Source organism: Azonexus hydrophilus (assembly GCF_001956855.1).
Classification (GTDB): domain Bacteria; phylum Pseudomonadota; class Gammaproteobacteria; order Burkholderiales; family Rhodocyclaceae; genus Azonexus; species Azonexus hydrophilus_A.
Genome location: NZ_MTHD01000003.1, coordinates 274,668 through 301,000 on the forward strand (window position 1 = coordinate 274,668; position 26,333 = coordinate 301,000).

23 protein-coding genes are annotated in these 26,333 nt (G+C 62.9%); 6 read left to right on the plus strand and 17 right to left on the minus strand.

From position 1 onward, the window contains the following. Position 1 precedes the first annotated feature (1 nt). Both BJN45_RS10015 and BJN45_RS10020 read left to right on the plus strand, forming a co-directional pair. Positions 2 to 1,084 (plus strand): tetratricopeptide repeat protein, encoded by a 1,083-nt coding sequence (locus BJN45_RS10015; protein WP_076094777.1) that lies wholly within the window; start codon positions 2 to 4, stop codon positions 1,082 to 1,084. A gap of 89 nt (positions 1,085 to 1,173) precedes the next feature. After that, positions 1,174 to 2,832, plus strand: coding sequence for a fatty acid--CoA ligase (locus BJN45_RS10020; protein WP_076094780.1), 1,659 nt, complete (start codon positions 1,174 to 1,176; stop codon positions 2,830 to 2,832). Positions 2,833 to 2,881: 49 nt separating this feature from the next. On the opposite strand, the gene BJN45_RS10025 is transcribed toward BJN45_RS10020, so the two are convergent. The 7 genes from BJN45_RS10025 to BJN45_RS18180 are packed head-to-tail and all read right to left on the minus strand — an operon-like array spanning position 2,882 to position 9,538. Next, positions 2,882 to 3,505, minus strand: coding sequence for a DUF2238 domain-containing protein (locus BJN45_RS10025; protein WP_076094783.1), 624 nt, complete (start codon positions 3,503 to 3,505; stop codon positions 2,882 to 2,884). A gap of 3 nt (positions 3,506 to 3,508) precedes the next feature. After that, positions 3,509 to 5,323, minus strand: coding sequence for a DNA helicase RecQ (gene recQ, locus BJN45_RS10030; RefSeq protein ID WP_076094785.1), 1,815 nt, complete (start codon positions 5,321 to 5,323; stop codon positions 3,509 to 3,511). Positions 5,324 to 5,327: 4 nt separating this feature from the next. After that, positions 5,328 to 6,065 (minus strand): UDP-2,3-diacylglucosamine diphosphatase, encoded by a 738-nt coding sequence (locus tag BJN45_RS10035; protein ID WP_076094788.1) that lies wholly within the window; start codon positions 6,063 to 6,065, stop codon positions 5,328 to 5,330. After that, positions 6,062 to 6,553, minus strand: coding sequence for a peptidylprolyl isomerase (locus BJN45_RS10040; RefSeq protein ID WP_076094790.1), 492 nt, complete (start codon positions 6,551 to 6,553; stop codon positions 6,062 to 6,064). Before BJN45_RS10040 ends, BJN45_RS10035 begins: the two co-directional genes overlap by 4 nt. A 12-nt stretch (positions 6,554 to 6,565) precedes the next feature. Further along, the gene (locus BJN45_RS10045; protein ID WP_076094792.1) at positions 6,566 to 7,126 is read right to left on the minus strand and encodes a peptidylprolyl isomerase; all 561 of its coding nucleotides are present in this window, start codon (positions 7,124 to 7,126) and stop codon (positions 6,566 to 6,568) included. A gap of 1 nt (position 7,127) precedes the next feature. Continuing rightward, complete coding sequence (locus tag BJN45_RS10050; protein WP_083651189.1) at positions 7,128 to 8,432, minus strand: L,D-transpeptidase family protein; 1,305 nt, start codon at positions 8,430 to 8,432, stop codon at positions 7,128 to 7,130. Next, positions 8,432 to 9,538, minus strand: coding sequence for a L,D-transpeptidase Cds6 family protein (locus tag BJN45_RS18180; protein WP_076094795.1), 1,107 nt, complete (start codon positions 9,536 to 9,538; stop codon positions 8,432 to 8,434). Before BJN45_RS18180 ends, BJN45_RS10050 begins: the two co-directional genes overlap by 1 nt. A gap of 103 nt (positions 9,539 to 9,641) precedes the next feature. On the opposite strand from BJN45_RS18180, the gene cysS reads away from it, so the two are divergent. Further along, positions 9,642 to 11,012 carry a cysteine--tRNA ligase gene (gene cysS / locus BJN45_RS10060; RefSeq protein ID WP_076094797.1) on the plus strand — a complete coding sequence of 457 codons (1,371 nt, stop codon included), beginning with the start codon at positions 9,642 to 9,644 and terminating at the stop codon, positions 11,010 to 11,012. A gap of 64 nt (positions 11,013 to 11,076) precedes the next feature. Here cysS and BJN45_RS10065 read toward each other — a convergent pair whose 3' ends face one another. The 4 genes from BJN45_RS10065 to grpE all read right to left on the minus strand — a co-directional run bounded on the left by BJN45_RS10065 (position 11,077) and on the right by grpE (position 16,134). After that, the gene (locus tag BJN45_RS10065) at positions 11,077 to 12,219 is read right to left on the minus strand and encodes an ABC transporter substrate-binding protein (protein ID WP_076094799.1); all 1,143 of its coding nucleotides are present in this window, start codon (positions 12,217 to 12,219) and stop codon (positions 11,077 to 11,079) included. Between the two features lie 111 nt (positions 12,220 to 12,330). Continuing rightward, positions 12,331 to 13,467, minus strand: coding sequence for a molecular chaperone DnaJ (dnaJ, locus tag BJN45_RS10070; RefSeq protein ID WP_076094801.1), 1,137 nt, complete (start codon positions 13,465 to 13,467; stop codon positions 12,331 to 12,333). 83 nt (positions 13,468 to 13,550) lie between these two features. After that, the gene (gene dnaK, locus BJN45_RS10075; protein WP_076094803.1) at positions 13,551 to 15,488 is read right to left on the minus strand and encodes a molecular chaperone DnaK; all 1,938 of its coding nucleotides are present in this window, start codon (positions 15,486 to 15,488) and stop codon (positions 13,551 to 13,553) included. A gap of 103 nt (positions 15,489 to 15,591) precedes the next feature. Further along, the gene (gene grpE, locus BJN45_RS10080; protein ID WP_076095262.1) at positions 15,592 to 16,134 is read right to left on the minus strand and encodes a nucleotide exchange factor GrpE; all 543 of its coding nucleotides are present in this window, start codon (positions 16,132 to 16,134) and stop codon (positions 15,592 to 15,594) included. 150 nt (positions 16,135 to 16,284) lie between these two features. Here grpE and BJN45_RS10085 point away from each other — a divergent pair, with 150 nt between their 5' ends. Further along, the gene (locus BJN45_RS10085; protein WP_076094805.1) at positions 16,285 to 17,634 is read left to right on the plus strand and encodes a protein kinase domain-containing protein; all 1,350 of its coding nucleotides are present in this window, start codon (positions 16,285 to 16,287) and stop codon (positions 17,632 to 17,634) included. 43 nt (positions 17,635 to 17,677) lie between these two features. Here the strand turns inward: BJN45_RS10085 and BJN45_RS10090 are convergent, their stop codons facing one another. The 5 genes from BJN45_RS10090 to hrcA are packed head-to-tail and all read right to left on the minus strand — an operon-like array spanning position 17,678 to position 23,075. Then, complete coding sequence (locus BJN45_RS10090) at positions 17,678 to 19,297, minus strand: methyl-accepting chemotaxis protein (protein WP_076094807.1); 1,620 nt, start codon at positions 19,295 to 19,297, stop codon at positions 17,678 to 17,680. Positions 19,298 to 19,335: 38 nt separating this feature from the next. Further along, positions 19,336 to 20,391 (minus strand): hypothetical protein, encoded by a 1,056-nt coding sequence (locus BJN45_RS10095; RefSeq protein ID WP_076094809.1) that lies wholly within the window; start codon positions 20,389 to 20,391, stop codon positions 19,336 to 19,338. A gap of 56 nt (positions 20,392 to 20,447) precedes the next feature. Further along, a complete protein-coding gene (trxC, locus tag BJN45_RS10100) occupies positions 20,448 to 20,891 on the minus strand; it encodes a thioredoxin TrxC (protein WP_076094811.1) in 444 nt (147 codons plus the stop codon). 52 nt (positions 20,892 to 20,943) lie between these two features. Then, the gene (gene hemH, locus BJN45_RS10105) at positions 20,944 to 22,047 is read right to left on the minus strand and encodes a ferrochelatase (RefSeq protein WP_076094813.1); all 1,104 of its coding nucleotides are present in this window, start codon (positions 22,045 to 22,047) and stop codon (positions 20,944 to 20,946) included. Beyond that, the gene (gene hrcA, locus BJN45_RS10110; RefSeq protein ID WP_076094815.1) at positions 22,047 to 23,075 is read right to left on the minus strand and encodes a heat-inducible transcriptional repressor HrcA; all 1,029 of its coding nucleotides are present in this window, start codon (positions 23,073 to 23,075) and stop codon (positions 22,047 to 22,049) included. Before hrcA ends, hemH begins: the two co-directional genes overlap by 1 nt. 48 nt (positions 23,076 to 23,123) lie before the next feature. Here hrcA and BJN45_RS10115 point away from each other — a divergent pair, with 48 nt between their 5' ends. After that, positions 23,124 to 24,038, plus strand: coding sequence for an NAD kinase (locus BJN45_RS10115; protein ID WP_170873070.1), 915 nt, complete (start codon positions 23,124 to 23,126; stop codon positions 24,036 to 24,038). A 2-nt stretch (positions 24,039 to 24,040) separates the two neighbouring features. After that, positions 24,041 to 25,708, plus strand: a complete 1,668-nt coding sequence (gene recN / locus BJN45_RS10120; RefSeq protein WP_076095265.1) for a DNA repair protein RecN — start codon at positions 24,041 to 24,043, stop codon at positions 25,706 to 25,708. Between the two features lie 9 nt (positions 25,709 to 25,717). On the opposite strand, the gene BJN45_RS10125 is transcribed toward recN, so the two are convergent. Continuing rightward, on the minus strand, positions 25,718 to 26,326 hold the full coding sequence (locus BJN45_RS10125) for a TMEM165/GDT1 family protein (protein ID WP_076094821.1): 609 nt from the start codon (positions 26,324 to 26,326) through the stop codon (positions 25,718 to 25,720). Positions 26,327 to 26,333: the final 7 nt, after the last annotated feature.

Here is a 26,333-nt window from a genome sequence, read left to right on the forward strand (position 1 = left end):
AATGAGCCTGATCAACGAAGTCCTGCGCAAGCTGGAAGAAGACCGTCCCGATGATCCGGCGCGGCAGAACCTGCAGCGGGAAATCCGCAGCCTGCCAGCGCTGCCGAAGTCGCGCCCGCGGCTGTTGCGTTTGTTCATCCTGGCCGGATTGCCGGCCATGGGCATTGCCGCAGCCGTCCTGCACAGCGATGGACGCCTGTTGCCCCTGCTCGGCCTGGCCGGCGAAGTTGCCGTCGTTGCGCCGCCACCCGCGCCGGTGCCGGCGCCCCCCCCGGAACCGATAGCCGAACCGCCGGCGCCGGTTGTTGCGGTCGACGTCCAGCCGGCACTGATTTCCGACAACCTGCGCCTGGCGCTCGATCTTGCCGTCTTGCCCCCGCCGGCGACGCCCGCAGACGCGCCGCCGGCAAATCTGCTGCGGATTGCAGAACCGGCAGTCGCGGCCTCGGTGCCCGAAAAACCGGCGCTGGCGGACAGCAGCAGTGCCCCATCCAGCATCGAAAAGCGGCCGGTCCTGGCAACGCCGCGCGATCGTGCCGATGCCGAATACCGGCGTGCCGACAAGGCATTCGCCGCCGGCCATCCGGCCGAGGCTGCCGAGGCCCTGAAGGCAGCACTGAAGCACGACCCGACCCATCTCCAGGTGCGTCAGGCGCTGTTGCGGCAATTGCTCGAAAGTCGAAAATACACCGAAGCACTTGGCGTTCTCCAAGATGGCCTGGAGATTCAGCCGGCCCAGATCGGCTGGGCGATGTCGCTGGCGCGTTTGCAGCTGGAGCAGGGCGACTTCGCCGCCGCGGATCGAACCATGCTGCGTTCGCAGGCGTACGCGGAGCGTAATGCGGATTACGCGGGTTTCCAGGGGCATCTGAAAACCCGCCTGGGCGAACACCGCCTGGCGGCCAGCCATTACCAGCGGGCAACCCGGCTGGCGCCGAACGAAGGGCGCTGGTGGCTGGGCTTGGGCCTGGCGCAGGAAGCCGATGGTCAGTTGCCGGAAGCCCGGGAGGCCTTGCGCCGGGCGCTGGCGACGGGCAACTTGTCGGCTGAACTGGTCGCAGTTGCGGAGCAGCATTTGCGCTGAAAACCGGCTATAGGCTTTTTCTGGCGAGTAAAATTGTTGCGCCGGCTTCGGCCGGCACGACAACAAACACAATGTCCAGGGAGAACCACATGCCGGTAAGGATCGTCCAGTCGACGGCGTCAGCCTATTCATATCCCCTGCTGATCAAGCAGCTCTTGTTGACGCCGCTGAGCATTGCGCCCGATCAGGAAATTACCTACCAGGGGAAGTTGCGCTACAACTACCGCAAGCTGCGTGAACGCATCGGCCGGCTTGCCGGCGGGCTTGCCGCGCTCGGTGTCGAGTCCGGGCAGACGGTGGCGATGATGGACTGGGACAGCCATCGCTACCTCGAAAGCTTCTTCGCGGTGCCGATGATGGGCGCCATCCTGCAGACGGTGAATGTCCGTCTCAGTCCCGAGCAGATCCTGTACACGTTGAACCATGCCGGCGCCGACGTGCTGATGGTCAACAGCGAGTTCTTCCCCATCCTCGCCGAGATCGCCGGCAAGCTGGAGACGGTGAAGACCTTCGTGCTGATTTCCGACGAGCCGGCAATGCCGACGTCGCCGGTCGCCGCCGTCGCCGAGTACGAGGCGATGCTGGCGGCGGCGTCGCCCGATTACGACTTCCCGGATTTCGACGAGAACGCCCAGGCGACGACCTTCTACACCACCGGCACGACCGGCAATCCGAAGGGCGTCTATTTCAGCCACCGCCAGCTCGTCCTGCATACCCTCGGCGTCGCCTCGGTCCTCGGCGGCGCGCACCGCCAGGGGCACATCCACCGCGACGACGTGTACATGCCGATGACGCCGATGTTCCACGTGCACGCCTGGGGCTTTCCCTACCTGGCGACGATGATGGGCCTGAAGCAGGTCTATCCCGGGCGCTACCAGCCCGACGTGATCTGCCGCCTGATCCACGAGGAGGGCGTCAGTTTCTCGCATTGCGTGCCGACCATTCTGCACATGATCCTCAGCCACGCCAAAGCCCGCGAGACCGATTTCTCCAAGCTCAAGATCCTGATCGGCGGTGCCGCCTTGCCCGAGGCGATGGCGGTCGCTGCGCAGAAACTCGGCATGGACCTGTTCTCCGGCTACGGCATGTCGGAAACCTGCCCGGTGCTGTCGATCGCCCATCTCGATACCAGCGATCTCGCGCTCGACACCGAGGCGCAGGCGGTGATCCGCGCCAAGACCGGGCGGCCGCTGCCGCTGGTCGACCTGCGCGTGGTCGATCCGCAACTTCGCGACGTTGCCCATGACGGCAAGGCCACTGGCGAGGTCGTCGTCCGCGCGCCCTGGCTGACCCAGGGCTATGTCGGCGCGCCGGAAGCCTCCGAGGAACTGTGGGCCGGCGGCTACCTGCACACCGCCGACATCGGCAACATCAACCCGGCCGGCTACCTCAAGGTCACCGACCGGATCAAGGACGTGATCAAGACCGGCGGCGAATGGACCTCGTCGCTGCAACTCGAGGACATCATCGCCAAGCACGAGGCGGTGCACGAGGTGGCGGTGATCGGCGTGCCCGACGACAAGTGGGGCGAGCGGCCGCTGGCGCTGGTGTTGCTCAAGCCGGAATTGCTTGGTCAGGTCAGTGAGCACGCACTACGCAATTTTGCCGCGCATGCGATCGAGGCCCAGGGTGTGTCCCGCTACGGCGTGTTGCTCCAGGTGCGCTTCGTCAAGACGCTGGTCAAGACCAGTGTCGGCAAGATGAACAAGCGCCTGATGCGGGCCGACCCGGAGGCACTCTGTCTCTGATTTTTGCCGGAAAATGAGGGTCGACCGCAAAATGTTGCGGTCGACCGCCTCAAACAGCGTTTTTCCGCAGTTCGGCCAGTTGCCGGTCGTGCCGGCGGGAGAGCAGAAGCAGCGCGCTGCTGGCGCCGATCAGCGCCATGAACATGTCCGACTGCGTATCCCACTGGTCGCCCTGGGTGCCGAGGAATTCGTCGGCGCCCTGGCCCATCGCCAATGCCGCCGCCCATTCGATCAGCTCGTAGCAGGCGCTGATCGCCAGCGCGACGCAGATGCAGAGGAAGGCGGTCATCCTGGCGCCGCGGACCCAGTCGCCGCGCAGCAGGATTTCGCGGGCGACCAGCGCCGGCACGAAGCCCTGCAGCAGGTGGCCGATCTTGTCGTAGGGATTGCGCGCCGTGCCAAGCAGCTCCTGCAGCCAGAAACCGAACGGCACCCGGGCGTAGGTATAGGCACCGCCGCCGATCAGCACCAGCGCGTGGATGGCGATCAGCACGTAGAGCAGCGCAGTCAGCGGGTAGCTGCGCCGGGTCACGTAGAGCAGCGGCAGCGCGATCAGCACCGGCGCCACTTCCATCAGCCAGGTCAGGCGGTCGTAGGGCGCGATGCCGGAGGCAATCAGCGCCGCGATGACGATGCCGGCAAGTGCGGTATTGATGAAATCCTGTCGGCTCATGGCTCAACCCTCGTTGCGGATCAGTTGCAGCAGTTCTTCGCCGTAGTGCTCGATCTTGGCGCTGCCCATGCCGGTGATGCCGGCGAGCAGGCCGTGGCTGACCGGGCGTGTTTCGGCGAGTTCGCGCAGCGTCTTGTCGTGCAGGATGACGTAGGCCGGCACGCTTTGCTCGCGGGCGGTGTCGGCGCGCCATTGGCGCAGCAACTGGAACAGCGCCTCGTCGGCCGGCGCCAGGTCGCTGACTACCGTGCTGCTCGAGCGCGACGGTGCCGACTTGCGCTTCAGCGGTCGCCGCAACTGCACCTGACGCTGGCCCTTGAGCACTTCGCGGGCGGCTTCGGTCAACTGCAGCGCGCCGTGCTCGGCCATGTCTACATGGACCAGACCGGCCGCCGCCAGCTGGCGGAAGACGCTCTTCCACGCATGTTCGTCGAGATCGGTGCCGACGCCAAAGGTCGGCAAGCGGTCGTGGCCCCATTGCTTGATCTTGTCGTTGTGCTTGCCGCGCAGTACGTCGGTCAGGTGGCTGACGCCAAAGCGCATGCCGGTGCGGAAGATCGCCGACAGTGCTTTCTGCGCCGCCTGCGTGCCGTCCCACAGTTCCGGCGGCTCGGCACAGACGTCGCAGTTGCCGCAGGGCTGGCGTTCCTCACCGAAATAATTCAACAGCACCTGGCGCCGGCAGCGCGGCGCTTCACAGTAGGCCAGCAGTGCGGTCAGGCGTTGCGATTCGAGGATTTTCTGGCCCTCACCGGCGCCCGATTCAGCGATGCGCGCGTGTTGCAGTGCGACGTCCTGCATGCCGTAGGCCATCCAGGCTTCCGACGGTTCGCCGTCGCGGCCGGCGCGACCGGTTTCCTGATAGTAGGCTTCGATGCTCTTCGGCAGGTCGAGATGGGCGACGAAGCGTACGTCGGGCTTGTCGATGCCCATGCCGAAGGCGATTGTCGCGCACATCACCAGGCCTTCCTCGCGCAGGAAGCGGCGTTGGTTGGCGGCGCGTTCCTGGGCCGGCAGGCCGGCATGGTAGGCCAGCGCCGGGTAGCCCTGGGCCGACAGCCATTCGGCGGTTTCCTCGACCTTCTTGCGCGACAGGCAATAGACGATGCCGGCCTGGCCTTTGCGCCCGGCCAGGAAAGTGAGCAGTTGCTTCTTCGCGTTGTCCTTTTCCACCACGGTGTAGCGGATGTTCGGCCGGTCGAAGCTGGACAGGAAGACGCGCGCTTCTCCCAGGCCCAGGCGTTGCAGGATTTCGTTGCGCGTCGCCTGGTCGGCGGTGGCGGTCAGCGCGATCCGTGGCACGCGCGGGTAGCGTTCGTGCAGCGCTGACAACTGCAGGTATTCCGGGCGGAAATCGTGGCCCCATTGCGATACGCAGTGGGCTTCGTCGATGGCGAACAGCGCCAGCTTGCCGGCCTCGTCGAGGGCGTCGAGCATGGCCAGCGTGCGGTCGAGCAGCAGGCGCTCGGGGGCGATGTAGACGAGGTCGAGATTGCCGCTGAAGATCGCCTGTTCGACCGCCTGCGCCTCGCGCCAGTCGAGCGTCGAGTTGAGGACGGCGGCCTTGACGCCGAGCTGGATCAGCGCATCGACCTGGTCCTGCATCAGCGCGATCAGCGGCGAGACGACGACGGCGCAGCCGGGGCGCAGCAGCGCTGGAATCTGGTAGCACAGGCTCTTGCCGCCGCCGGTCGGCATCAGCACCAGGGCGTCACCACCGCCGGCGACGTGGCCGATGATCTCGGCCTGGGCGCCGCGGAAGGCCGGGTAGCCGAAGACGTCGCGCAGGAGGTCGAGGGCGGTTCTTGCGGTCGACATCGTTTCAGCCACGATTTTCAGGGAGCACGGCTTCGCGGCGCAGGGCTTCGCCATCCCAGACCAGGCATTCGCCCCGGTCTTCGTGCCAGTCGGCGAGCACCCAGCGTTCGACGTGGATGCCGTCGACGATGTGATCGTGCTTTGCCGGTTGATGCGTATGGCCGTGAATGAACGTGGCGTAGCCGTGTTCGCGCAGGAAATCGTCGGTCGCTGCCGGTTGCAGGTCGGTGTAGGGCTGTTCCCGCGCGCGCTGGCTGGATTCGCTGACCTGGCGCATGTGCGCGGCAATGGTCCGGCGTTCGGCCAGCGGCTTGGCGAGCAGCGCGGCCTGCCAGGCGGGGTCGCGCACCTGGGCGCGGAAGCGCATGTAATCGGCGTCGTCGAGACAGAGCGCGTCGCCGTGCGCGAGCACGAACTGCCATTCGGCAGTGGACAGGATGTAAGGGTCGGCGATCAGGCGGACGCCGCTGGCCGCGGCGAAATCATCGCCGAGCAGGAAATCGCGGTTGCCGTGCATGACGGCGATACTGACGCCGGCTGTTGCGGTCGACCGCAGCGCGGCGACGATTTCTGCGTTATAGCCGTCGCTGATGTCGTCGTCGCCGATCCAGGTTTCGAACAGGTCGCCGAGGATGTACAGCGCCTCGGCCTGGCGGGCGCGGCCGGCGAGAAACTCGAGGAACAAACGCGTCGCCCCGGGTGACCGGGGCGACAGGTGCAGATCGGAAATGAAGAGGATCAAACGACTTCTGCTTTTTCGATGATCACGTCTTCCTTCGGCACATCCTGATGGAAACCCTTGTTGCCGGTGGGGACGGCGCGGATCTTGTCGACCACGTCCAGGCCTTCGACAACCTGGCCGAACACGCAGTAGCCCCAGCCCTGGCCGGACGGTGCCTTGAAGTCGAGGAAGTCGTTGTCGACGGTGTTGATGAAGAACTGGGCGGTGGCCGAATGCGGGTCGCCGGTGCGGGCCATGGCGATGCTGCCGCGGACGTTCTTCAGGCCGTTGCCGGCTTCGTTCTCGATCGGATCGCGGGTTTCCTTCTGGTTCATCCCCGGTTCCATGCCGCCGCCCTGGATCATGAAGTTCTTGATCACGCGGTGGAAGATGGTGTTGTCGTAGTGGCCGGCTTCAACGTAGGCGATGAAGTTGGCGACCGTCTTCGGTGCCTTTTCGGCATCGAGTTCGAGGGTGATGACACCGTGGTTGGTGGTGAGCTTGATCATCGTGGTGTGTCCTTACTTTTCGGAAATGATTTTGACGTTCTGGATGACGACCGGCTTCCGCGGGACATCCGAATGCATGCCGGCGTTGCCGGTCGGCACGTCGGCGATCTTGTCGACGACATCCATGCCGCTGATGACCTTGCCGAACACGGCATAGCCCCAGCCGTCGCGGCTGGGATAGTCGAGCGGCGGGTTGTCGCGATGGTTGATGAAGAACTGCGCGGTAGCCGAATGCGGGTCCATCGTGCGGGCCATGGCCAGCGTGCCGCGCTGGTTCTTCAGGCCGTTCTTCGCTTCGTTCTCGATCGGTGCGCGCCCCTTCTTCTGGTTCATCGACGCTTCGAAACCGCCACCCTGGATCATGAAGCCGGGGATCACGCGATGGAAGATGGTGCCGTTGTAGAAGCCATCCTTGGCGTACTGCAGGAAATTGGCGGCGCTTTTCGGTGCCTTCTGGGCGTCGAGTTCGACGACGATGTTGCCCATGCTGGTTTGCAGTTCCAGCGTCGGGGCTGCCCAGGCTGCTGCGGTCGACAGCGTCAGGGCGGCAAAAATGCCGATCAGTTTCTTCATGTCAGGCTGCTCCTTCGTAGATGATCTTCCATTGACCGCCTTCGCGCACCCAGTACTGGCGCTTCTTCATGCGGTTGTTCAGATTGTTGCTGCGGTAATCCTGGTCGAAGGTGACGACGACGACTTCTTCCTTGCCTGGGTTGCGGAATACCGAGAGGTTTTTCAGTTCCAGCTTGATCCAACTCTTGCCGGCGTTGACTTGCTGTTTCTGCGCGGAAAACTGCTGGTAGTCCTGGTCGCCGGCCTTGAACTGGCGCGAGTAATGCCCGAGATAACGCTGCGTGTCCCGGCTTTCCCAGTCTGCCCGCCAGGCTTCGATGCTCCGGTTCAGGTCTTCGCGCTCTTTGGCCCAGTCGTCAAGCGACAGCCATTCGACGCTGTTGCTGATGATCACCGGCGTCAGCCCGACCTGCAGGTTGCTGCGGATGGCTTCCAGATCCTGGTTGGTGAGCACGACGCAGCCGTCGGACGCCAGCGGTGGCCGGGCAAAAGTGTCGGATGGCGTGCCATGCAGCCAGATGCCGCTGCCGCCGCGTCCCTGGCGCCGGTCCCACTCGTTTGGGTAATTGATTGGAAAGGCGCCGTTGCCGTAAAGGTCGGGCAGCTTCTGCCGGGAGAGATCGGCGGTGACGTGGTAAACGCCGATCGGTGTCTTCTTGTCGCCTTCGACGAACTTGTCGGCGCCGAGCTTGCCCTGGGTAATGTAGTAATCGGCGACGAAGCGTGGCCGGCCGCCATGGCTCAGGTCGTTCTCATACAGGTACAAGCGTGAGCGCGCGGTATCGACGACCACGGCGTAGCGCTGGTCCGGCCGCATCTGCAGCAGGTAGCGTGGGACAAAATCGGCCGGCGGCTTCTCGCGGTAGGCCTGCAGGCGTTTGAGCGCCTCGGCGCGCAGGTCGTTGATCTGTTCGGCGGAAGCGCCCTGGGCCGCACCGAATCCCTGGATGGGGCGGGCACGTGCCAGCAGCAGGTCACCCTTGATCAGGTGGGCAAGGCGGTAGTTCGGATATTGCAGCAGCAGGGATTCTGTCTGTTGCAGCGCATTGCCGAGATTGCGTCCCTCGATCTCGCGGAAAATGCGCGCCAGCTGTGCTTCCGGTCCGGCATCGGAGACGGTTGCGGGCAACGCATCGCCAGCGGGCTCGGTGGTGCCGCGTACCGGCCACACAGGTAGCGGGTCATTCGCAAGTTGCGTGACCGGTGCCGGTGCAGCAGGGGGTTCGCCCCGCCCGAGAAAAAATACCGCGGCAGCAACAACTGCCAGGCCAGCCAGGCCTGGCAGTACCAGCTTCAACTTGCGCATCAGCGGGCGTTTTCTTCCTTGATCAGCCACTTGCTGCCAGACCGCACGAAGACCAGGGTCTTGTTGCTCGAACTGTTCAGCCCCGGTGCCTTGTAGTGCTGACGGAAGCGAACCGTGGCGCGATCACCGTTAACCGAGATGCTCGGCTGGTCGTAAGTAACTGAAATCTTGCCGGGACGATCGCCGATCCGTTGCTGGCGCTCTGCTTCCCAGGCCTTGCGGCCAACACCCTTAGGGGTGTTGAAATCACTGGCGTAAGCAGCCAGGTAGGCCTTCATGTCCTTGCGCGTCCAGGCGCTGGCCCAGGCGGCGAGCGCCTTGGCCACGTCGTCGCTGGCGCCGTCCCTGGCCGGTGAGCTGGCTTGCACCGGTGCCGGCCGGGTTTCGCTGGCGATCGGCGCCGGGGTCGGCGCTGCTGCGCCAGGCGTGGTGGCGACGATGGTTGCGCTCGGGGTGGCGGCAGGTTTCGTCTGGGCCGGTGCGATCGTTGCTGCGACCGGGGCTGTGGCAACCGGGGCAGCTGCTGGGGTAGCAGCGACAGGCGGCATCGCCGGCGGCCTGACATTGCCCTTGCCGGAGGTGGTGATCAAGTCACGGATCAGGGCCAGCTTGTTCTGCGTCGTGGCGTTGGCACCATCCAGTTGCAGTGCCTTGTCGTAGGCCTGGCTGGCCAGCTTGGCGTAGACGTCGCCGAGGTTTTCGTAGGCGATGGCGTAGGACGGGTGCGTGCGGATGGCCATTTCAAGGGCGGTCCGGGCCTTGTCGTACTGCTTCTGCTGGGCGTAAAGGACGGCCAGGTTGTTGTAAGGCTCGGGCAGTTCCGGGTAATCCTCGGATAACTTGGTGAATACGCCGATGGCATCCGTCGGACGATTCATCTCGGTCAGGATCAGGCCCTTGAGGAAGCGCCCCTGGGCGTCCTTGGGGCGGCTGCTCAGGTAAACATCGACCTTTTCCAGGGCCTGTGCGTGCTGGCCCTGCTTGATCAGGCGCTGGATATCGGGCAGGTTGTCGGCAAAAACCGGAGCGGCAAAGCCGATGGACAGGCCGAAAGCCAGGGCGCGGAGCGTCCGGAAGCGAGGCTGGAGCAAGGATTTGGTGGTCATCGCCGTGCTATAATTTCCGAGATTTTTAATCGCCCAATTCTATCAAAGAAGCTGGCGAATCCATAGGTTTGCATGGGTTTCGTTCGCATCTTTTCATTCCGTCATGCTAAAGATATTCAACTCACTCAAGCGCGAAAAGCAGATATTCGAACCAATCGAAGCCAACAGGGTTCGCATGTACGTTTGCGGAATGACGGTTTATGACTACTGTCACCTCGGTCATGCCCGGGTCATGGTGGTTTTCGACATGGTCTATCGCTGGCTCAAGGCCTCCGGTTACGACGTGACCTACGTCCGCAACATCACCGATATCGACGACAAGATCATTCGTCGGGCGCAGGAAAACGGCGAGACGATCCTGCAGTTGACCGACCGTTTCATCGCCTTCATGCATGAGGATGCCGACGCCTTGGGCGTTCTCCGGCCGGATCACGAGCCGCGGGCGACCGAGTTCGTGCCGCAGATGCAGGACATCATCCGCCAGCTCGAAGCCAATGGCCTGGCGTATCAGGCTGCCGACGGCGACGTCAATTACGCGGTGCGCAAGTTCCCCGGCTACGGCAAGCTCTCGGGCAAGTCGCTCGACGACCTGCGCGCCGGCGAACGGGTCGAGGTGGACAACGCCAAGCAGGATCCGCTCGATTTCGTGCTGTGGAAAAACGCCAAGCCGGGCGAGCCGGCCTGGGAGTCGCCATGGGGCAACGGCCGCCCGGGCTGGCATATCGAGTGCTCGGCGATGAGTTCGTCGCTGCTCGGCAAGCACTTCGACATCCACGGTGGCGGCCAGGATCTGCAGTTCCCGCACCACGAGAACGAAATCGCCCAGTCCGAAGGTGCCAACTGCTGCAGCTACGTCAATTACTGGATGCACAATGGTTTTGTCAGGGTCGACAACGAAAAGATGTCGAAATCTCTGGGTAATTTTTTCACCATCCGCGAGGTGCTGCAGAAATTCGACGCCGAAGTCATCCGTTTCTTCATCCTGCGTGCCCACTACCGCAGTCCGCTGAACTATTCCGACACCCATCTCGACGATGCCAGGCGTTCGCTCGACAGTCTCTACTTCACGCTGCGCGACGTGCCGCCGCTGCCGGTCGACATCGACTGGACGCAGGATTTTGCTGCCCGCTTCGCCGCCGCGCTGAATGAGGATTTCGATTCGCATGGGGCAATTTCGGTACTGTTCGAACTGGCCGCCGAGGCCAATCGTCAGAAATCCGGCGAACTCTCCGGTCTGTTGAAGGCGCTCGCTGGTGTCATCGGTCTGCTCGAACGCGAGCCGCTGGTCTACCTGCGTGCCGGGCCGGCGACCGGTGGGCTCGACGAAGCAGCGATCGAGGCACTGATCGTGCAACGCGCCGAAGCCAAGAAGGCACGCGACTTTGCCACGGCCGACCGGGTGCGTGACGAATTGAAGGCGGCCGGCATCGTCCTCGACGACAGCGCACAGGGAACGAGCTGGCGCCGAGCCTGACTTGGCGCAGAAACAAAAACGGCCCGTGCAAACGGGCCGTTTTTGTTTGTATACCGCAGGATTTTCAGCGCAAGACCTTGCCGCCCGGGCCGATCACGGTCAGTTCGACAAAGCGCGAACCGTAGCGCGCCGTCGGCGAGTAATTCATCCGGTAACCGCCGAGGTCTATGTTGCTCAGCGTTTCCAGCGTGGTGACCAGCTTGTCGCGCGTCAGGTCCCGACCGGCACGGCGCAGGCCTTCGACCATGGTGCGCGCCGTGAGATAGGCTTCCAGGCCGTAGTAGGAGTAGCTGCCCGGTTTGGCGGCGATCTTCTGGTAATCGCGGACGACCGGCACGATATCGTTCCAGGGGTAGGGTACGACCTGCGAGATGCCGATGCCACGAGCCTCCGGGCCGAGTTCCTGGACCAGCTGCTCGGTGCCGACTGGCGACAAGGTCATGAACATCGGGTTCTGGCCGGCGCGTTTCATCGCCCGGACGAAGGCCGCGGTTGGTTTGTATAGCGTGACCATGACCACGGCTTGCGGATTGCTCTTGGCGATTGACTGGACCGCCGCATTGACGTCGAGCGAATTGCGCTCGATGGTGCCGACGGCGGAAGGGGTCAGGTTGTGCTTTTTCAGTGCTGCCGTTACCCCGTCCAGCCCGGCCTTGCCGAAACCGTCGTTCTGGTAGAAGACAGCGATGCTGCGCAAGCCGATCGACACCATCTGGTTGACGATGGCTTCGGTTTCGTCGGCGTAGCTGGCGCGCACGTGGAACATGTAGCGCGAGTTGGCGTTGGCCTGGATTGGCTGGCGCAAGGTGGCGGCACCGGAAATGGTGCCGACCAGCGGCACTTTTGCCGGTCCGAAGACGCTGTTCATGGCTTCGGTGGTCGGACTCGACCCGTAGAACGAGAGCAGCGCGAACGCGTTTTTATCGTTGATCAGGCTGCGCGTATTGGCCACAGCGCGTTCGGTCTCGTAGCCGTCGTCCAGCGCAACCAGCTGGAGCTTGCGACCATTGATGCCGCCGCCCTTGTTGATCTGCTCGAAGTAGGACTGGATGGTCTGTCGCATGTCTTCGCCGTAGGCCCCGTTGGGGCCTGAGAAGGGGGCGGACATGCCGAGGGTGATGGTGGTGTCGGTGACGCCGGGCTCTGCCCAGCAGGCGGTCGAAAGTGCGATGGCGCCGGCAGCCGCAAGTTTTCTGAGAACCTTCATTGTCGAGCCTCTCCCTGAAACATTGCCTGATTCTAGCAGTGGAAGGGCGATGCAGGGCAGTGGCGACGATACATTGTGACCAGCTGCCCTGTCTTTACAAGGAATCCGGCATCATTCGCCGAAGAAAGCCTTGACCTTGTCCATCCACGACTTGGCGCGGGGATTGTGCTTGTTGTCGGAATCCTTGCTCGATTCCTCCAGCTCGCGCAGCAGTTCCTTCTGGCGATCGGTCAGGTTGACCGGGGTTTCGACGACGACGTGACACATCAGGTCGCCATGGGTGTGGCTGCGCACCCCCTTGATACCCTTGCCGCGCAGGCGGAAGACCCGGCCGGACTGGGTTTCCGGTGGAATCTTGATGGCCGCGGCACCGTCCAGCGTCGGGATTTCGATTTCACCTCCGAGTGCTGCAGTGGTGAACGAAATCGGCATCTCGCAATGCAGGTCGTTGTGGTCGCGGGTGAAGACGGTGTGCTGTTTCAGATGAATCTGCACGTAGAGGTCGCCCGGTGGGCCGCCGTTGACACCATGCTCGCCTTCGCCGGCAAGCCGGATGCGATCGCCCTCATCGACCCCGGCGGGAATTTTCACGGCCAGCGTCTTGTGCTGCTTGATGCGCCCCGCACCGCCGCAACTCTTGCAGGGATCCGCAATGAAACGACCGGTACCGTGGCACTTGTGGCAGGTCTGCTGGATCGAGAAGAAACCCTGTTGCAGTCGGACCTGGCCGGAGCCACCGCAGGTCGGGCAGGTCTTTGGCTGGGTGCCGGCCTTGGCGCCGGTGCCGTGGCACGGCTCGCATTCTTCCATGGTCGGAATGCGGATCTTGGTTTCCGTGCCATGCGCTGCCTGTTCGAGCGAGATTTCCAGGTTGTAGCGCAGGTCGGCACCGCGGTAGATATTGGAACGACCACCGCCACCACCACCGCGTCCGCCAAATATTTCGTCGAAGATGCCGCCGAAGGCATCAGCAAAGCCGGCACCGTTACCACCGCCACCGAAGCCTCCCATGCCAGCCTGCGGATCGACGCCGGCGTGGCCGTACTGGTCGTAGGCCGCACGCTTCTGCGCATCGGAAAGGATTTCGTAGGCTTCCTTGGCTTCCTTGAATTTCTCCTCGGCTGCCGGATTGTCCGGATTGCGGTCCGGGTGGTGCTTCATGGCCAGCTTGCGGTAGGCCTTCTTGATTTCGTCGTCGGCCGCATCGCGGTTGACGCCGAGAATCTCGTAAAAATCGCGTTTAGACATGTCTTCTACCCGTCAAGTGACAAAGGCGCCGAGTACCGCCGGGAGTTCCGGAAGGCTCGGCGCCGGGCTGTTGCGTCAGGAAATTACTTCTTGTCCTTGTTCACTTCTGTGAATTCGGCATCGACGACATCGCCTTCAACGGTCTTCTCGCCACCTTCGGCTTGTGCACCGGCGGCGCCGGCTGCCGCGCCTTCGGCCTGCTGCTGGGCGTACATCTTTTCACCCAGCTTCTGCGCGGCGGCAGACAGTGCTTCGGTCTTGGCGGTGATGACATCCTTGTCGCCGTCACGCAGCACGTCTTCGACGTCCTTGATCGCGGCTTCGATGGCTGCCTTCTCGCCGGCGTCGAGCTTGTCGCCGTACTCGGTCAGCGACTTCTTGACCATATGCACCATGCCATCGGCCTGGTTGCGTGCATCAGCCAGTTCGTGCGCCTTCTTGTCGTCCTCGGCGTGCAGTTCGGCATCCTTCACCATGCGCTGGATTTCTTCCTCGCTCAGGCCGGAGTTGGCCTTGATGGTGATCTTGTTTTCCTTGCCGGTGGCCTTGTCCTTGGCGGTGACGTGCATGATGCCGTTGGCGTCGATGTCGAAGATGACTTCGATCTGCGGCGTGCCGCGCGGGGCCGGCGGGATGCCTTCCAGGTTGAACTGGCCGAGGCTCTTGTTGCCGGAAGCGACTTCGCGTTCGCCCTGGAGGACGTGGATGGTCACCGCGCCCTGGTTGTCGTCGGCGGTCGAGAAGACTTGCGAGGCCTTGGTCGGGATCGTCGTGTTCTTCTGGATCAGCTTGGTCATGATGCCGCCCAGGGTTTCGATACCGAGCGACAGCGGGGTCACGTCGAGCAGCAGCACGTCCTTGACTTCGCCCTGCAGCACGCCGCCCTGAATGGCGGCGCCGACGGCGACGGCCTCATCCGGGTTGACGTCCTTGCGCGGTTCCTTGCCGAAGATTTCCTTGACCTTCTCCTGCACCTTCGGCATCCGCGACTGGCCGCCGACGAGGATGATGTCGTCGATGTCAGTGATCTTGCAGCCGGCGTCCTTCAGGGCCATGACACAGGGGGCCATGGTGCGTTCGATCAGTTCATCGACCAGCGATTCGAACTTGGCGCGGGTGATCTTCAGCGCCAGGTGCTTCGGACCCGACGCGTCGGCGGTGATGTAGGGCAGGTTGACTTCGGTCTGCTGGCTGGACGACAGCTCGATCTTGGCCTTTTCGGCAGCTTCCTTGAGGCGTTGCAGCGCCAGCACGTCCTTCTTCAGGTCGACGCCGGATTCCTTCTTGAACTCGTCGATGATGTAGTCGATCAGGCGCTGGTCGAAGTCTTCGCCGCCGAGGAAGGTGTCGCCGTTGGTGGCGAGCACTTCGAATTGCATTTCGCCATCGACGTCGGCGATTTCGATGATCGAGATGTCGAAGGTGCCGCCGCCGAGGTCATAGACGGCGATCTTCTTGTCCTTGCCGGCAACCTTGTCCATGCCGAAGGCCAGTGCTGCAGCGGTTGGTTCGTTGATGATGCGCTTGACTTCCAGACCGGCGATGCGGCCGGCGTCCTTGGTCGCCTGGCGCTGGCTGTCGTTGAAGTAGGCCGGTACGGTGATGACGGCTTCGGTGACTTCTTCGCCGAGATAGTCTTCGGCGGTCTTCTTCATCTTGCGCAGCACTTCGGCGGACACCTGCGGCGGCGCGATCTTCTTGTCGCGCGCTTCGACCCAGGCGTCGCCATTGTCGGCCTTGACGATCTTGAACGGCATCAGCGCGATGTCCTTCTGCACTTCCTTCTCTTCGAAGCGGCGGCCAATCAGGCGCTTGACGGCGTACAGCGTGTTCTTCGGATTGGTCACGGCCTGGCGCTTGGCCGGCGCGCCGCACAGGATTTCGCCGTCTTCGGTATAGCCGATGACCGACGGGGTGGTGCGTGCACCTTCTGCGTTTTCGATAACCTTCGGCGTGCCGCCTTCCATGATGGCAACGCAGGAGTTGGTGGTGCCGAGGTCAATACCGATGATCTTGCCCATGATGTTTTTCCTAATGTGAATTGCTGATGTTCGTGAGTTGGGGACGGAGGCGCCCATTTCAAGTGATTTGTTGCGGTCGACCGCAATAAATCGTCAATTTTCGCTACTTGCCCTTGGCCACCATGACCAGCGCCGGACGCAGCACGCGGTCGGCGATCAGGTAGCCTTTCTGCAGCACGCTGACGACGGTGTTGGCTTCCTGCTCCGAGTCGACCATGCCAATGGCCTGATGCTTGTGCGGATCGAATTTCTCGCCGGCCGGGTTGATCTCGATCAGTGCGTTCTTGTCGAAGGCAGAGACGAGTTGCTTCAGCGTCAGTTCGACGCCGGCCTTGAAACTGTCGACGGTCTGTTCCGGCACGGCCAGCGCGGCTTCCAGGCTGTCCTTGACGGCCAGCAGTTCGCCGGCGAATTTCTCGACGGCAAATTTGTGCGCCTTGGAAATGTCTTCCTGGGCACGACGGCGGATGTTTTCGCCCTCGGCCTTGGCGCGCAGCCAGGCATCGTAATGTTCGGTGGCCTTCAGTTCGAGCTGACGGAACTGTTCCTCGATGCTCGGCAGGGTGTCGGTATGGCTTTCGGCGACAGTTTCGCCGGTTTGTTCATTTTCAGGCAGGTTTTCCTGCGGGATTTCCGGGTTGGACATGCACATTTCTCCAAAAAAGCTGCAGCAGTATCTGGGGGCGGAAAGCCTGCTTTCAAGAGCCCTTGCGGAACTTTTTCTCCACATTTGTTTACAGTTGTTTTTTACCTCGCGTGCTAGCATCGTCGAACGAGTTTTTCCGACATACCGGGCATGGAAACGATAGGAAAATACCGCGTCATTCGCGAACTGGGCAAAGGGGCGACCGCCACGGTCTACCTGTGCGATGACCCGGACAACAACCGGCAACTGGCGGTCAAGGTAATCCGTTTCGGACAGGATTGCGCGGCCATGTCGCGGCGCATGCGCAAATTGTTCCAGAACGAAGGGATGGTCTCGAGACGCCTGGATCACCCGAACATCGTGCGCGTCTACGATGCAGTGGTCGAGGACGAGTTCGCCTATCTGGCGATGGAGTTTGTCGACGGCTTCAGTCTCGAACAGCATTGCCGGATCGACAAGCTGCTGCCGATGCACCGGGTCATCGGCATCATTTTCAAGTGCTGCATGGCGCTCGATGCCGCCTACCGGCAGGGCATCATCCATCGCGACATCAAGCCAGCCAACATCATGGTGGCGGCCAACGACGAGGCGAAAATCGCTGATTTCGGCTTGGCCCTGAACATGAACAAGGACATGGACCGGGATTCGACCTTCATCATGGGTGTCGGCTCTCCTGCCTATATGTCGCCGGAGCAGATCAAGGGCTATCCGCTCAACCAGAAGACCGACCTCTATTCGCTCGGCGTCGTCATGTTCCAGTTGCTGACCGGGCGCCTGCCGTACCGGGCGAACAACCAGGCGACCCTGGTGTACAAGATCGTCAATACCGATGCGCCGGCGGTGACCTCGCTCAACCCCAACCTGCCGGAAGGGCTAAATGCCATTCTGCGGAAAGCGTTGGAAAAGGATCTGTACAGCCGTTACCGCAATGGGGCGGAAATGGCCAAGGACCTGTCGGCGGTGCGTTACCAGATCCTCGAAGAGGATGAAACGGCGCAGGACAATCGCCACTTCGAGCAATTGCGCCGTACCGATTTTTTCACCGAATTCGAGAATATCGAGCTGTGGGAGGTGCTGCGCGTTTCGGTATGGCGTGAGGTCGCCGCCAATGTGGCGCTGATCCGCGAAGGTACGAACAGCAAGTTGTTCGGTGTCCTGATTTCCGGTTGCGTGGAAGTGTCGATCGGCGGCAAGTCACTGTGCCGTCTCGGTGCCGGTGAGCCGGTCGGTGAAGTTGCCTTCCTGCACCCGTCCAGCGACTTGCGTCATGCCACCGTGGTGACGCTGGAGCCGACACTGTTCGTCGAGATCAATGCTTCGGCGCTGGCGCTGTCTTCGGAAGAGTTGCTCGAGCGCATGCGGAACGCACTGCTGTCACGGATGATCCGGCGTCTGCGCGAGGTCAGCAAGATCGCCGCCGGCCTGGGTCAGGCGGCCGTGAATCCGGCAACAAGCTCGCAGTACGGCAGCGGCATCAACCTGGAACTTTCACCCGACTAGCGCTGCCTGCGGTGCCATGGCTGGCGACCGCAGGTTCCTGTCCTCAGACCTTGAAGCGGCCGACCAGATTGGCCAAGCCTTCGGCCAGGCGTTTCAGGTCGTGCGCGGCGCCGGCCGTCTGTTCGACGGCACCGGTATTGTCGCGGGCCATGCCGGCTATGGCTTCGATGCTCGATTCGACATCGCTCGAGAAGCGACGTTGCTGATCCGTGGCGGCCGCGATGGCATCGAGTCCGTGGCCGACTTCGCTGACCGAGCCATTGGTTGCCTGCAACACGTTGGAGACCGAAGCGACGGCAGCCTGACTGCTTTCCAGATGATGCATGCCTTCCTCGATGCTGCGGCGGACGGCAACCGACTGGGCACTCAGGCTGGCAGTGATGGTGTCGATTTCGCTGGCCGAGCGGGACGACTTTTCTGCCAGCTTGCGGACTTCATCGGCGACCACCGCGAAGCCGCGCCCCTGCTCGCCGGCGCGGGCGGCCTCGATGGCGGCATTCAGCGCCAGCAGGTTGGTCTGCTCGGCGATGTCCTTGACCTCGCGGGTCATCAGCGTGATCGACTCGGTGTTCTTGACGAAATTGTTGACCGAGTCGGCCATTTCCTTCACCGCACGCTCGACGACATCCATTTCGCCGAGCAGCGTCTGCAGGTTGCGGCTGCCTTCATTGGCGCGGGCCAGGCTTTCCTGCGACTGATGCTGGACATGCTCGGCACTTTGGGCGATGGACGAGATGCTGGAGACCAGTTGCTCGACGGCCGTTGCCGCGTCGTTCGATTTTTCGTTTTGCTGATGCGAACTTTGCGAAACCTTGTCGGCGCTGTCCGACAGAGCGGCAACACGCGCTGAAACCTGGCTGGCTGAATCGCGGACCTGGCTGACCAGTTGCTGGAAGTTCCCCATCATCTCGTTGAATACCTGAGCGGCCTGACCGACTTCATCCTTGCCGCTGACCGGCAGGCGTCGGGTCAGGTCACCCTCGCCACGGGCGATGTCGCGCAGTCCCTGGCGCAGGTGGTCGAGCGGTTCGGTAACGAAGTGGTGGGTCAGGAAGTAAATGATCAGCAGCAGTGCGCCGAGGGCGCCCAGTGCGGCTCCGGCGATCTTCAGGCGGAAACTGGCCACTTCTGCTTCGACGGAATCGAGTGACACTTTCATGCTGACCAGGCCCAGCACCGTACCCTCAGGTACCTGGTGACAGACCAGGCAATCCTTGCCGAGGTAATTGGCCGAGGCATTGGTCGGGTTGATGACGCGCAGGAACGAACTGCCGCCTTCATGGCCGATCGCGACATATGGCTTGCCGTCAGACATCACCTGCTTTTCCAGCGGGTCCAGTTCGCGATTGCTCTTGGTGTCCGGACCGTACAGCTTGACCACCGCCTCGCTGCGGGCAACATGCAGATCCTTGATGATCGACAACTGCTTGATCTGGTCGAGGAAGACCTCACGCTGGCCGACGGTACCGGTGATCATCATGCCGGTCAGGCCGGCCATGGTCATTTCGTGAATGCTTTTCGAGAAATCCTGGGCCTGCTTGATTGCCGTATCGCGATTGACCTGGGTCATCCAGACGATTGCGCCGGCCCAGATCAGTGCGAGAACAACCCAGATGGCAGCAGTCAGACGAACCCATATTTTCAAGTCGGCAAAACGTGGCATGTCTCAAACCTTGTTATAAGAGTGTGGGACAGTCTGCGTCAGACTGTCAGGTCTATCTGCTGAATTGTGCCAGCCATCCCACTCTCTTGCAAAAATATTCCGGAACTACGAATCTGACCAAGCAGTTGGTTGTCATTTCCCTTCAGGTCGAAGGGGGTTGAAATATGGGCCAGCGAGATGGCGCCGACGCCGCTTTCCTGCAGCGTCCGGAGTTGTCCTTCGCCGTTGGCATCGGGCTGCCACAGTCGCAGTTCCGAGAAGGCACGGTCGTTTTCGTCGATCCAGCCGTTGCCGTCGTCGTCGAGGGCGGCGAGTTCGCTGAAGCCGTCGCCGCTGGTCGGTCCGAACATTTCCTTGCCGTCGTTGATCCGGCCATCGCTGTTGCGGTCGAAAACCAGGTAGGCGCTGCCGCTGGCCAGGCGGGCGATCTGTTCTTCCTTGCCGTCGGCGTTCAGGTCGAACGAGAAGCGCTGATCGACCAGGCTGGCGGCGTTACCGGAGAAATTGAGGACCAGCGGGTCGATCTTGCGTGCGGCATCGCCGAGACGCAGGCTGACCGAACTCTCTTCGTGGTAGAGACGCGACATTTCAAGTTCGAGGTTGAAGCTGATTTCCCGGCCGTCGGCGGTCTTTACCGTACCGCTGGCGGAAAAGCTCGTGGTTTCGGCCTCGGTGTACGATTCGTGGCGATCGTATTCGATGCCGAAGCCAGCCGGTCTGGCTGCCGCATCGGCGACATTGCCCCGGTTTCCCGCTGCCTGCACGTTGGCCTTTTCTCCCTCGCCAAGATCCTTCTGATCGAAGACACGGAATGATTTTCCAGTGAGCATTTCCAGCATCATGCGGATCAGTTTCGTGCGCGGATCGTTGTCGATTGCTTCAGCGATATCGTCGCTGGTTTCGGCTGCGGCTGCAGCCTTGCCGGCATCGGAGAGGACGACGCTGTCGCGCACGGCAGGGCTGGGCCGGGTGCCGCGGTTCTCGAAATCAGGCCGCTGCGGGCCGACCCACATCCTCAGTGATTCGCTGACTTCCCGGCGCTGCATGCTGCTGTGCGAGGACTCCATCTGCAATTCGGCGCTGGCGATTTTCATGGGGGCCTCCGGGTAATGTGGTTTGACACATTGTTAACGGCGGCCCGAAAGGAAAGTTAAGCCTTGCGGATATGTGGCTGCAGCCAGCGTTTCAGCGCGGCGAGATCGAGTGCGCCGCTTTGCCGGGCAATCTCGCGGCCCTGCAGGAACACCGCCAGCGTCGGAATGCTGCGGATGTTGAAGCGGGCAGCCAGTGCCTGTTCTTCCTCGGTATTGATCTTGATGAAGCGAAAATGTGGTTCGAGGTCGATCGCTGCCTGGTGGAAATTCGGTGCCATCATCCGGCAAGGCCCGCACCACGGTGCCCAGAAGTCGACGACCAGCGGCAGATCGCTGCGGGTCAGGTGGCGTTCGAACGCATTGCTGTCCAATTCGATGGGTTCGCCGTTGAACAAGGCCTGCTTGCACTGGCCGCAGTTGGGTGCGTCGGGCAATTTTGCCGCTGGAACGCGGTTGACCGCAGCACAGTGCGGGCAGACAAGGTGCAGGGATTCGCTCATTTTGCTCTCCGTTGTATCAGTAATTCCTGATATTTGGTCGAGTCGGCGGATTTCAAGTCCGGGCGCCGAATTTGAAGGCCTCGCGGGCCGAAGTCTCCAGTGCGTGCGGATCGAAAGCTGTCTTCGTCTCCCAGCCAGCCAGGTGGCGTTCGGCGATGTCGCCGAGCGCATGGATCCAGTCCGGGTCTTCGTTCAGCGCCGGGATGTAGTGATATTCCTTGCCGCCAGCGGCAAGGAAGTCGTCGCGGCCTTCCTGGGCAATTTCTTCCAAGGTTTCCAGGCAATCGGCAGAAAAGCCCGGGCAGATCACGTCGACCCGGCGAATCCCAGCGCCGCCCCAGGCGTGTAGTGTCGGCGCGGTGTAGGGTTGCAGCCATTCGGCCTTGCCGAAGCGCGACTGGAAGCAGATCTTGTATTGCTGCTCGGTGAGGCCGAGGCGCTCGGCGAGCAGGCGGCCGGTCTTGTGGCATTCGCAGAAATACGGGTCGCCGAGGTCGAGGCTGCGTTTCGGCAAGCCGTGGAAACTGATCAGCAGCCGGTCCTGGTCGCTGAGCGGGCCGTTGGCCTGCCAGTGACGACGCACCGATTTTTCCAGCGCGGCGAGGTAGCCGGCATCGTCGTGATAATTGCGCAGGAAGCGCATCTCCGGCTGGTTGCGGGTGCCCAGCAGCCAGCGTGCAGCCTCGTCGACGACGGTGGCGGTGGTGCTGGCAGCGTATTGCGGATACATCGGGATGATCAGGATGCGCCGCGCGCCTTCGGCTTTCAGGTGGTTGAGTACCGCCGGCACCGAAGGTTGACCGTAGCGCATCGCCCAAGTCACCGTGACCTGATGGCCGCGTTCGCCGAGCAGGCCCTTGAGCAGCTTGGCCTGGCGTTCGGTGTGCACGCGCAACGGCGAGCCTTCGTCCGTCCACACGGTAGCGTACTTGGCGGCGGATTTCTTCGGCCGGAGGTTGAGGATGATGCCGTTGAGGATCAGCCACCAGACAGGGCGGGGAATCTCGACGACGCGCGGGTCGGACAGGAACTGCTTGAGGTAGCGGCGCAGCGCCGGAGCGGTCGGTGCTTCCGGTGTGCCCAGGTTGACCAGGACGACGGCGGTGCCGGCGGGGTTGCCGTGACGGTGCGGCGGTTCAGGCTGGAAGCGGGGCATCAGTTCTCGTTCTTGAAGGACAAAGCGGAAGACAGCAGGCGGGCGGTGATGTCGACGATGGGAATGACCCGTTCGTAGGCCATCCGGGTCGGGCCGATGACGCCGACCGAGCCGACGATCTGGCCGTCGACGCTGTACGGCGCGGCGATGACGCTGCATTCGTCGAGCGTGGCGATGCCGGATTCGCCGCCGATGAAGATCTTGACACCTTCGGCACGGTTGGAGATGTCGAGCAGGCGCATCAGGCTGGAGCGTTGCTCGAACAGGTCGAACAGTTCGCGCAGGCGCTTCATGTTGGACGACAGTTCCTCGACATCAAGCAGGTTCTTTTCGCCCGAAATCACATAGGGCTTGGCGTTTTCCGACAGTGCGGCGTCGCCGGCTTCCAGCGCCAGTGTCATCAGCGGCTTGATGTCCTCGCGCAATTGCTGGATTTCGCCGGCCAGGCGCTGGCGGATCTGCTCGAAATCGAGACCGGCGAAGTTCTGGTTCAGATAATTGGCGGCGGTTACCAGCTCCGACGGCGTGTAGGTCTTGTCGCTGCTCAGGATGCGATTCTGCACGTCGCCGTCGGTGGTGACGATGATCAGCAGGATGCGTTTTTCCGACAGGCTGAGGAATTCGATCTGGCGGATGCGGTTGGCAGCACGCCGCGGGGCGATGACGACGCCGGCGAAATGGGTCAGGCTGGACAGCAGGTGCGAGGCATTGGCAATGATCTGGTTCGACGGCAGGCCATGCAGCGCTTCTTCCATTTCGCCGCGCTGGCGGGCCTCCAGCGGTTGCATCGTGAGCAGGCGGTCGACGAACAGGCGGTAGCCGCGCGCCGTCGGCACCCGTCCGGCCGAGGTGTGCGGGCTGGCGACGAAGCCGGCCTCCTCGAGGTCGGCCATGACGTTGCGGATCGTCGCCGGCGACAGGTCGAGGCCGGAAAGTTTGGACAAGGCGCGCGAGCCGACCGGTTGCCCGTCGGCAATATAATGTTCGACCAGGGCCTTGAGCAGGGTGCGCGAGCGTTCATCAAGCATGGCGCTGATTCTACCGAAAAGCGGCGGGAGCACGGCAAGGCGTTTTTTATGCAAGAATTCGCACCCATGAGTCGCCTGCGCCAACCTCGCACCATTGCCCTCGTCGGCAAGTACCACAGTCCGGAAATCGCGGAGTCCCTGCGTCGCCTGGCCGAGTACCTGCATGAGCGCGGCGTGTCGGTTTTCGTCGAGCGGGAAACGGCTGAACATATCGGCAAACTGGTCGACCTGTCGCGCTGGGTGACCTGCGGCTTCAACGACATCGGAGCCCACGCCGACGCCGCCATCGTCCTCGGCGGCGACGGTACGATGCTCAACGCGGCGCGCCGGCTGGCCCGCTACTGCGTGCCGCTGGTTGGCGTCAACCAGGGGCGTCTTGGCTTCATGACCGACATCGCCCGCCAGGACATGCTCAGTTGCATGGACGACCTGCTCGACGGCCGCTTCATGCGCGAGAACCGCATGCTGCTGGCCGCCGAAGTGATCCGCGACGGCAAGGAAGTGGCCACCAACATGGCGCTCAACGATGTCGTCGTGGACAAGGGGGCGATCGGCCGGATGATCGAGTTCGAGCTGTTCATCGACGGCGAATTCATCTACAACCTGCGTTCCGACGGCCTGATCGTGTCGACGCCGACCGGTTCCACCGCCTACTCGATGTCGGCCGGCGGCCCGATCCTGCACCCGACGCTGACTGGCATCGCGCTTGTGCCCTTATGTCCGCACGCGCTGACCAACCGGCCGGTGATCGTCAACGACAATGCCGACATCGAGTTGCGCATTGCCCATGCGGATGACCCGCGCGTGCACTTCGATGGCCAGTTGACGCTTGATCTGCAGACCGGCGACAGCGTCCGTCTGCGCCGTTCCGAATACACCATCTGTTTCCTGCATCCGCCGGGTTACAGCTATTTCGCCATGCTGCGGCAGAAGCTGCAGTGGAGCGAGCGGCCCAAGGGATGAACATGCTGCGACACCTGACCCTGCGCGATTTCGTCATCGTCGATCGGCTGGAGCTCGAGTTTTCTGCCGGTTTTGGCACGTTGACCGGAGAAACCGGAGCCGGCAAGTCGATCCTGATCGACGCGCTGGCGCTGGCGCTCGGCGAGCGCGGTGACGCCGGCGTCGTTCGCGCCGGTTGCGACAAGGCTGAGATCGCCGCCACTTTCGATGTCGGCGCCTTGCCCGAGGTCGCCGCCTGGCTCGACGAAAACGGCCTGGATGTCGGCGATGAACTGCTGCTGCGCCGCGTCGTCGATGCCGGCGGTCGTTCGCGCGCCTGGATCAATGGCTCGCCGGCGACCGTCCAGCAATTGCGCGAGGTTGGCGAATGGCTGGTCGACATTCACGGTCAGCACGCGCATCAGTCGCTGTTGCGCGCCGATGCGCAACGGCAATTGCTTGATGCCCATGCCGGCCAGGGCGATCTGGTGCGCGAAGTCGGCGTTGCCTGGAAAGCCTGGCGCGAGGCGGAGCAATCTTGGCGGACGGCGAGCGATGGCGCGGCGGCGCTGGTGCGTGAGCGCGAACAACTGGAATGGCAGGTCGGCGAGCTCAATGCGCTGGCTTTCACTGCCGACGAATGGAACGAGCTCGACATCGAGCAGCGGCGTCTTGGTCATGCCGCCAGCCTGATCGAGGGCGCGCAGTACGCGCTGTCGGTGCTGGCCGAGGACGAGGGCGCCTGCGAGCGTCAGATCGACCGGGTGGCGACGCGTCTGGCCGGACTGGCCGAATTCGACCCGGCGCTGGCCGATGTTGCCGGTCTGCTCGGTTCGGTGCAGGCTGAATTGTCGGATGCAATATCGACACTGCGTCGCTACACCGATCACGTCGATCTTGATCCGGCCAGGCTGGGCGAGGTCGAGCGTCGCATCGACGCGATCCTGGCGCAGGCGCGCAAACATCGTGTCCAACCGATTGACCTGCCGGGCTTGCTGGCCGGCTGGCAGCAGCGCCTCGGTGAACTGGTGGCGGCTGCCGACCTCGACGCCCTGCAGGCCCGCGTCGAAACCCTGCATGCTGCTTATCTGTCTGTTGCCAGCCGCTTGTCGGCCGGGCGTCGGCAGGCTGCGGACGACATGGGCGCGCGGGTCAGCGAAATCATGCGCCAGCTGGCGCTGTCGTCGGGACGTTTTGAAGTGGCCTTGTTGCCGGTTGAAAATGCTGCGGTCTACGGCCTGGAACAGGTCGAATTCCGCATCGGCGGGCTTGCCGGCAACGAAGCGAAACCGCTGGCCAAGGTTGCTTCCGGCGGCGAACTGTCGCGCATCAGCTTGGCCATCCAGGTGCTGACCTCGCGTTCGGCCAGCGTGCCGACGCTGATCTTCGACGAAGTCGATGTCGGCATCGGCGGCGGCGTCGCCGAGATTGTCGGTCGTCTGTTGCACGAACTCGGCCAGGAGCGTCAGGTGCTATGCGTCACCCATCTGCCGCAGGTGGCGGCGCGGGCTGACTGGCAATGGCAGGTGAGCAAGGCGAATCGGGATGGTGTCGTGCTGTCGGCGATCCAGCCGCTCGACGAGGATGGTCGCGTACGCGAGATCGCGCGAATGCTGGGCGGTGTCGAAATTACCGGGATCACCTTGCAGCACGCCCGCGAATTGTTGCGGTCGACCCCGGCAACAACGTAAAAACCGGGTTTACAGGCCGTCCTGGATCAGGCGGCTGAGCGCATAGGCGGCCAGCGCCAGGAAAAATGTGCCGCTGATCCGGTGTATCCACACCAGTGGCAGCCGATTGAGCAGGCGGCGCCCGGCGACGATACCGAGCAGCGAGGTTGTCGCCAGTGCCAGCGTGGCGCCCGTCCAGATCGCACCGGCGCTGCCGGTGCTGCCCAGGCCGGCAACGGCGATCTGGGTCTTGTCGCCGAATTCAGCGAGGAAAATCAGCAGGAAGGTCGTGGCAAAAATGCCGTGGCCCGGCTTTTCCTCGATCTCCTCATCCTCTTCTTCGTCCTGGTAGCGCAGCGCGCTCATGCCGAAAACGGCGAACAGCACGGCAACCGCCAGCGTGACGACCCAGCCGGGCAGCCAGGCGGCGACGGCGGCACCGAACAGCACGGCGAGCAGGTTGAGCACGGCAAAGGCGGCGATGGCGCCAAGCGCTACCGGCAGGCCGCGATGGCGGGAGGCAAGGGTCATGCAGACAAGCTGGCTCTTGTCGCCGAATTCGGCAAGGCCGATCACCAGAAAGCTGGTGCCGACCGACGAAAGCCAGGCGCCGCTACCCAGGGCAGCAAGTTCGGGCATCAACAGG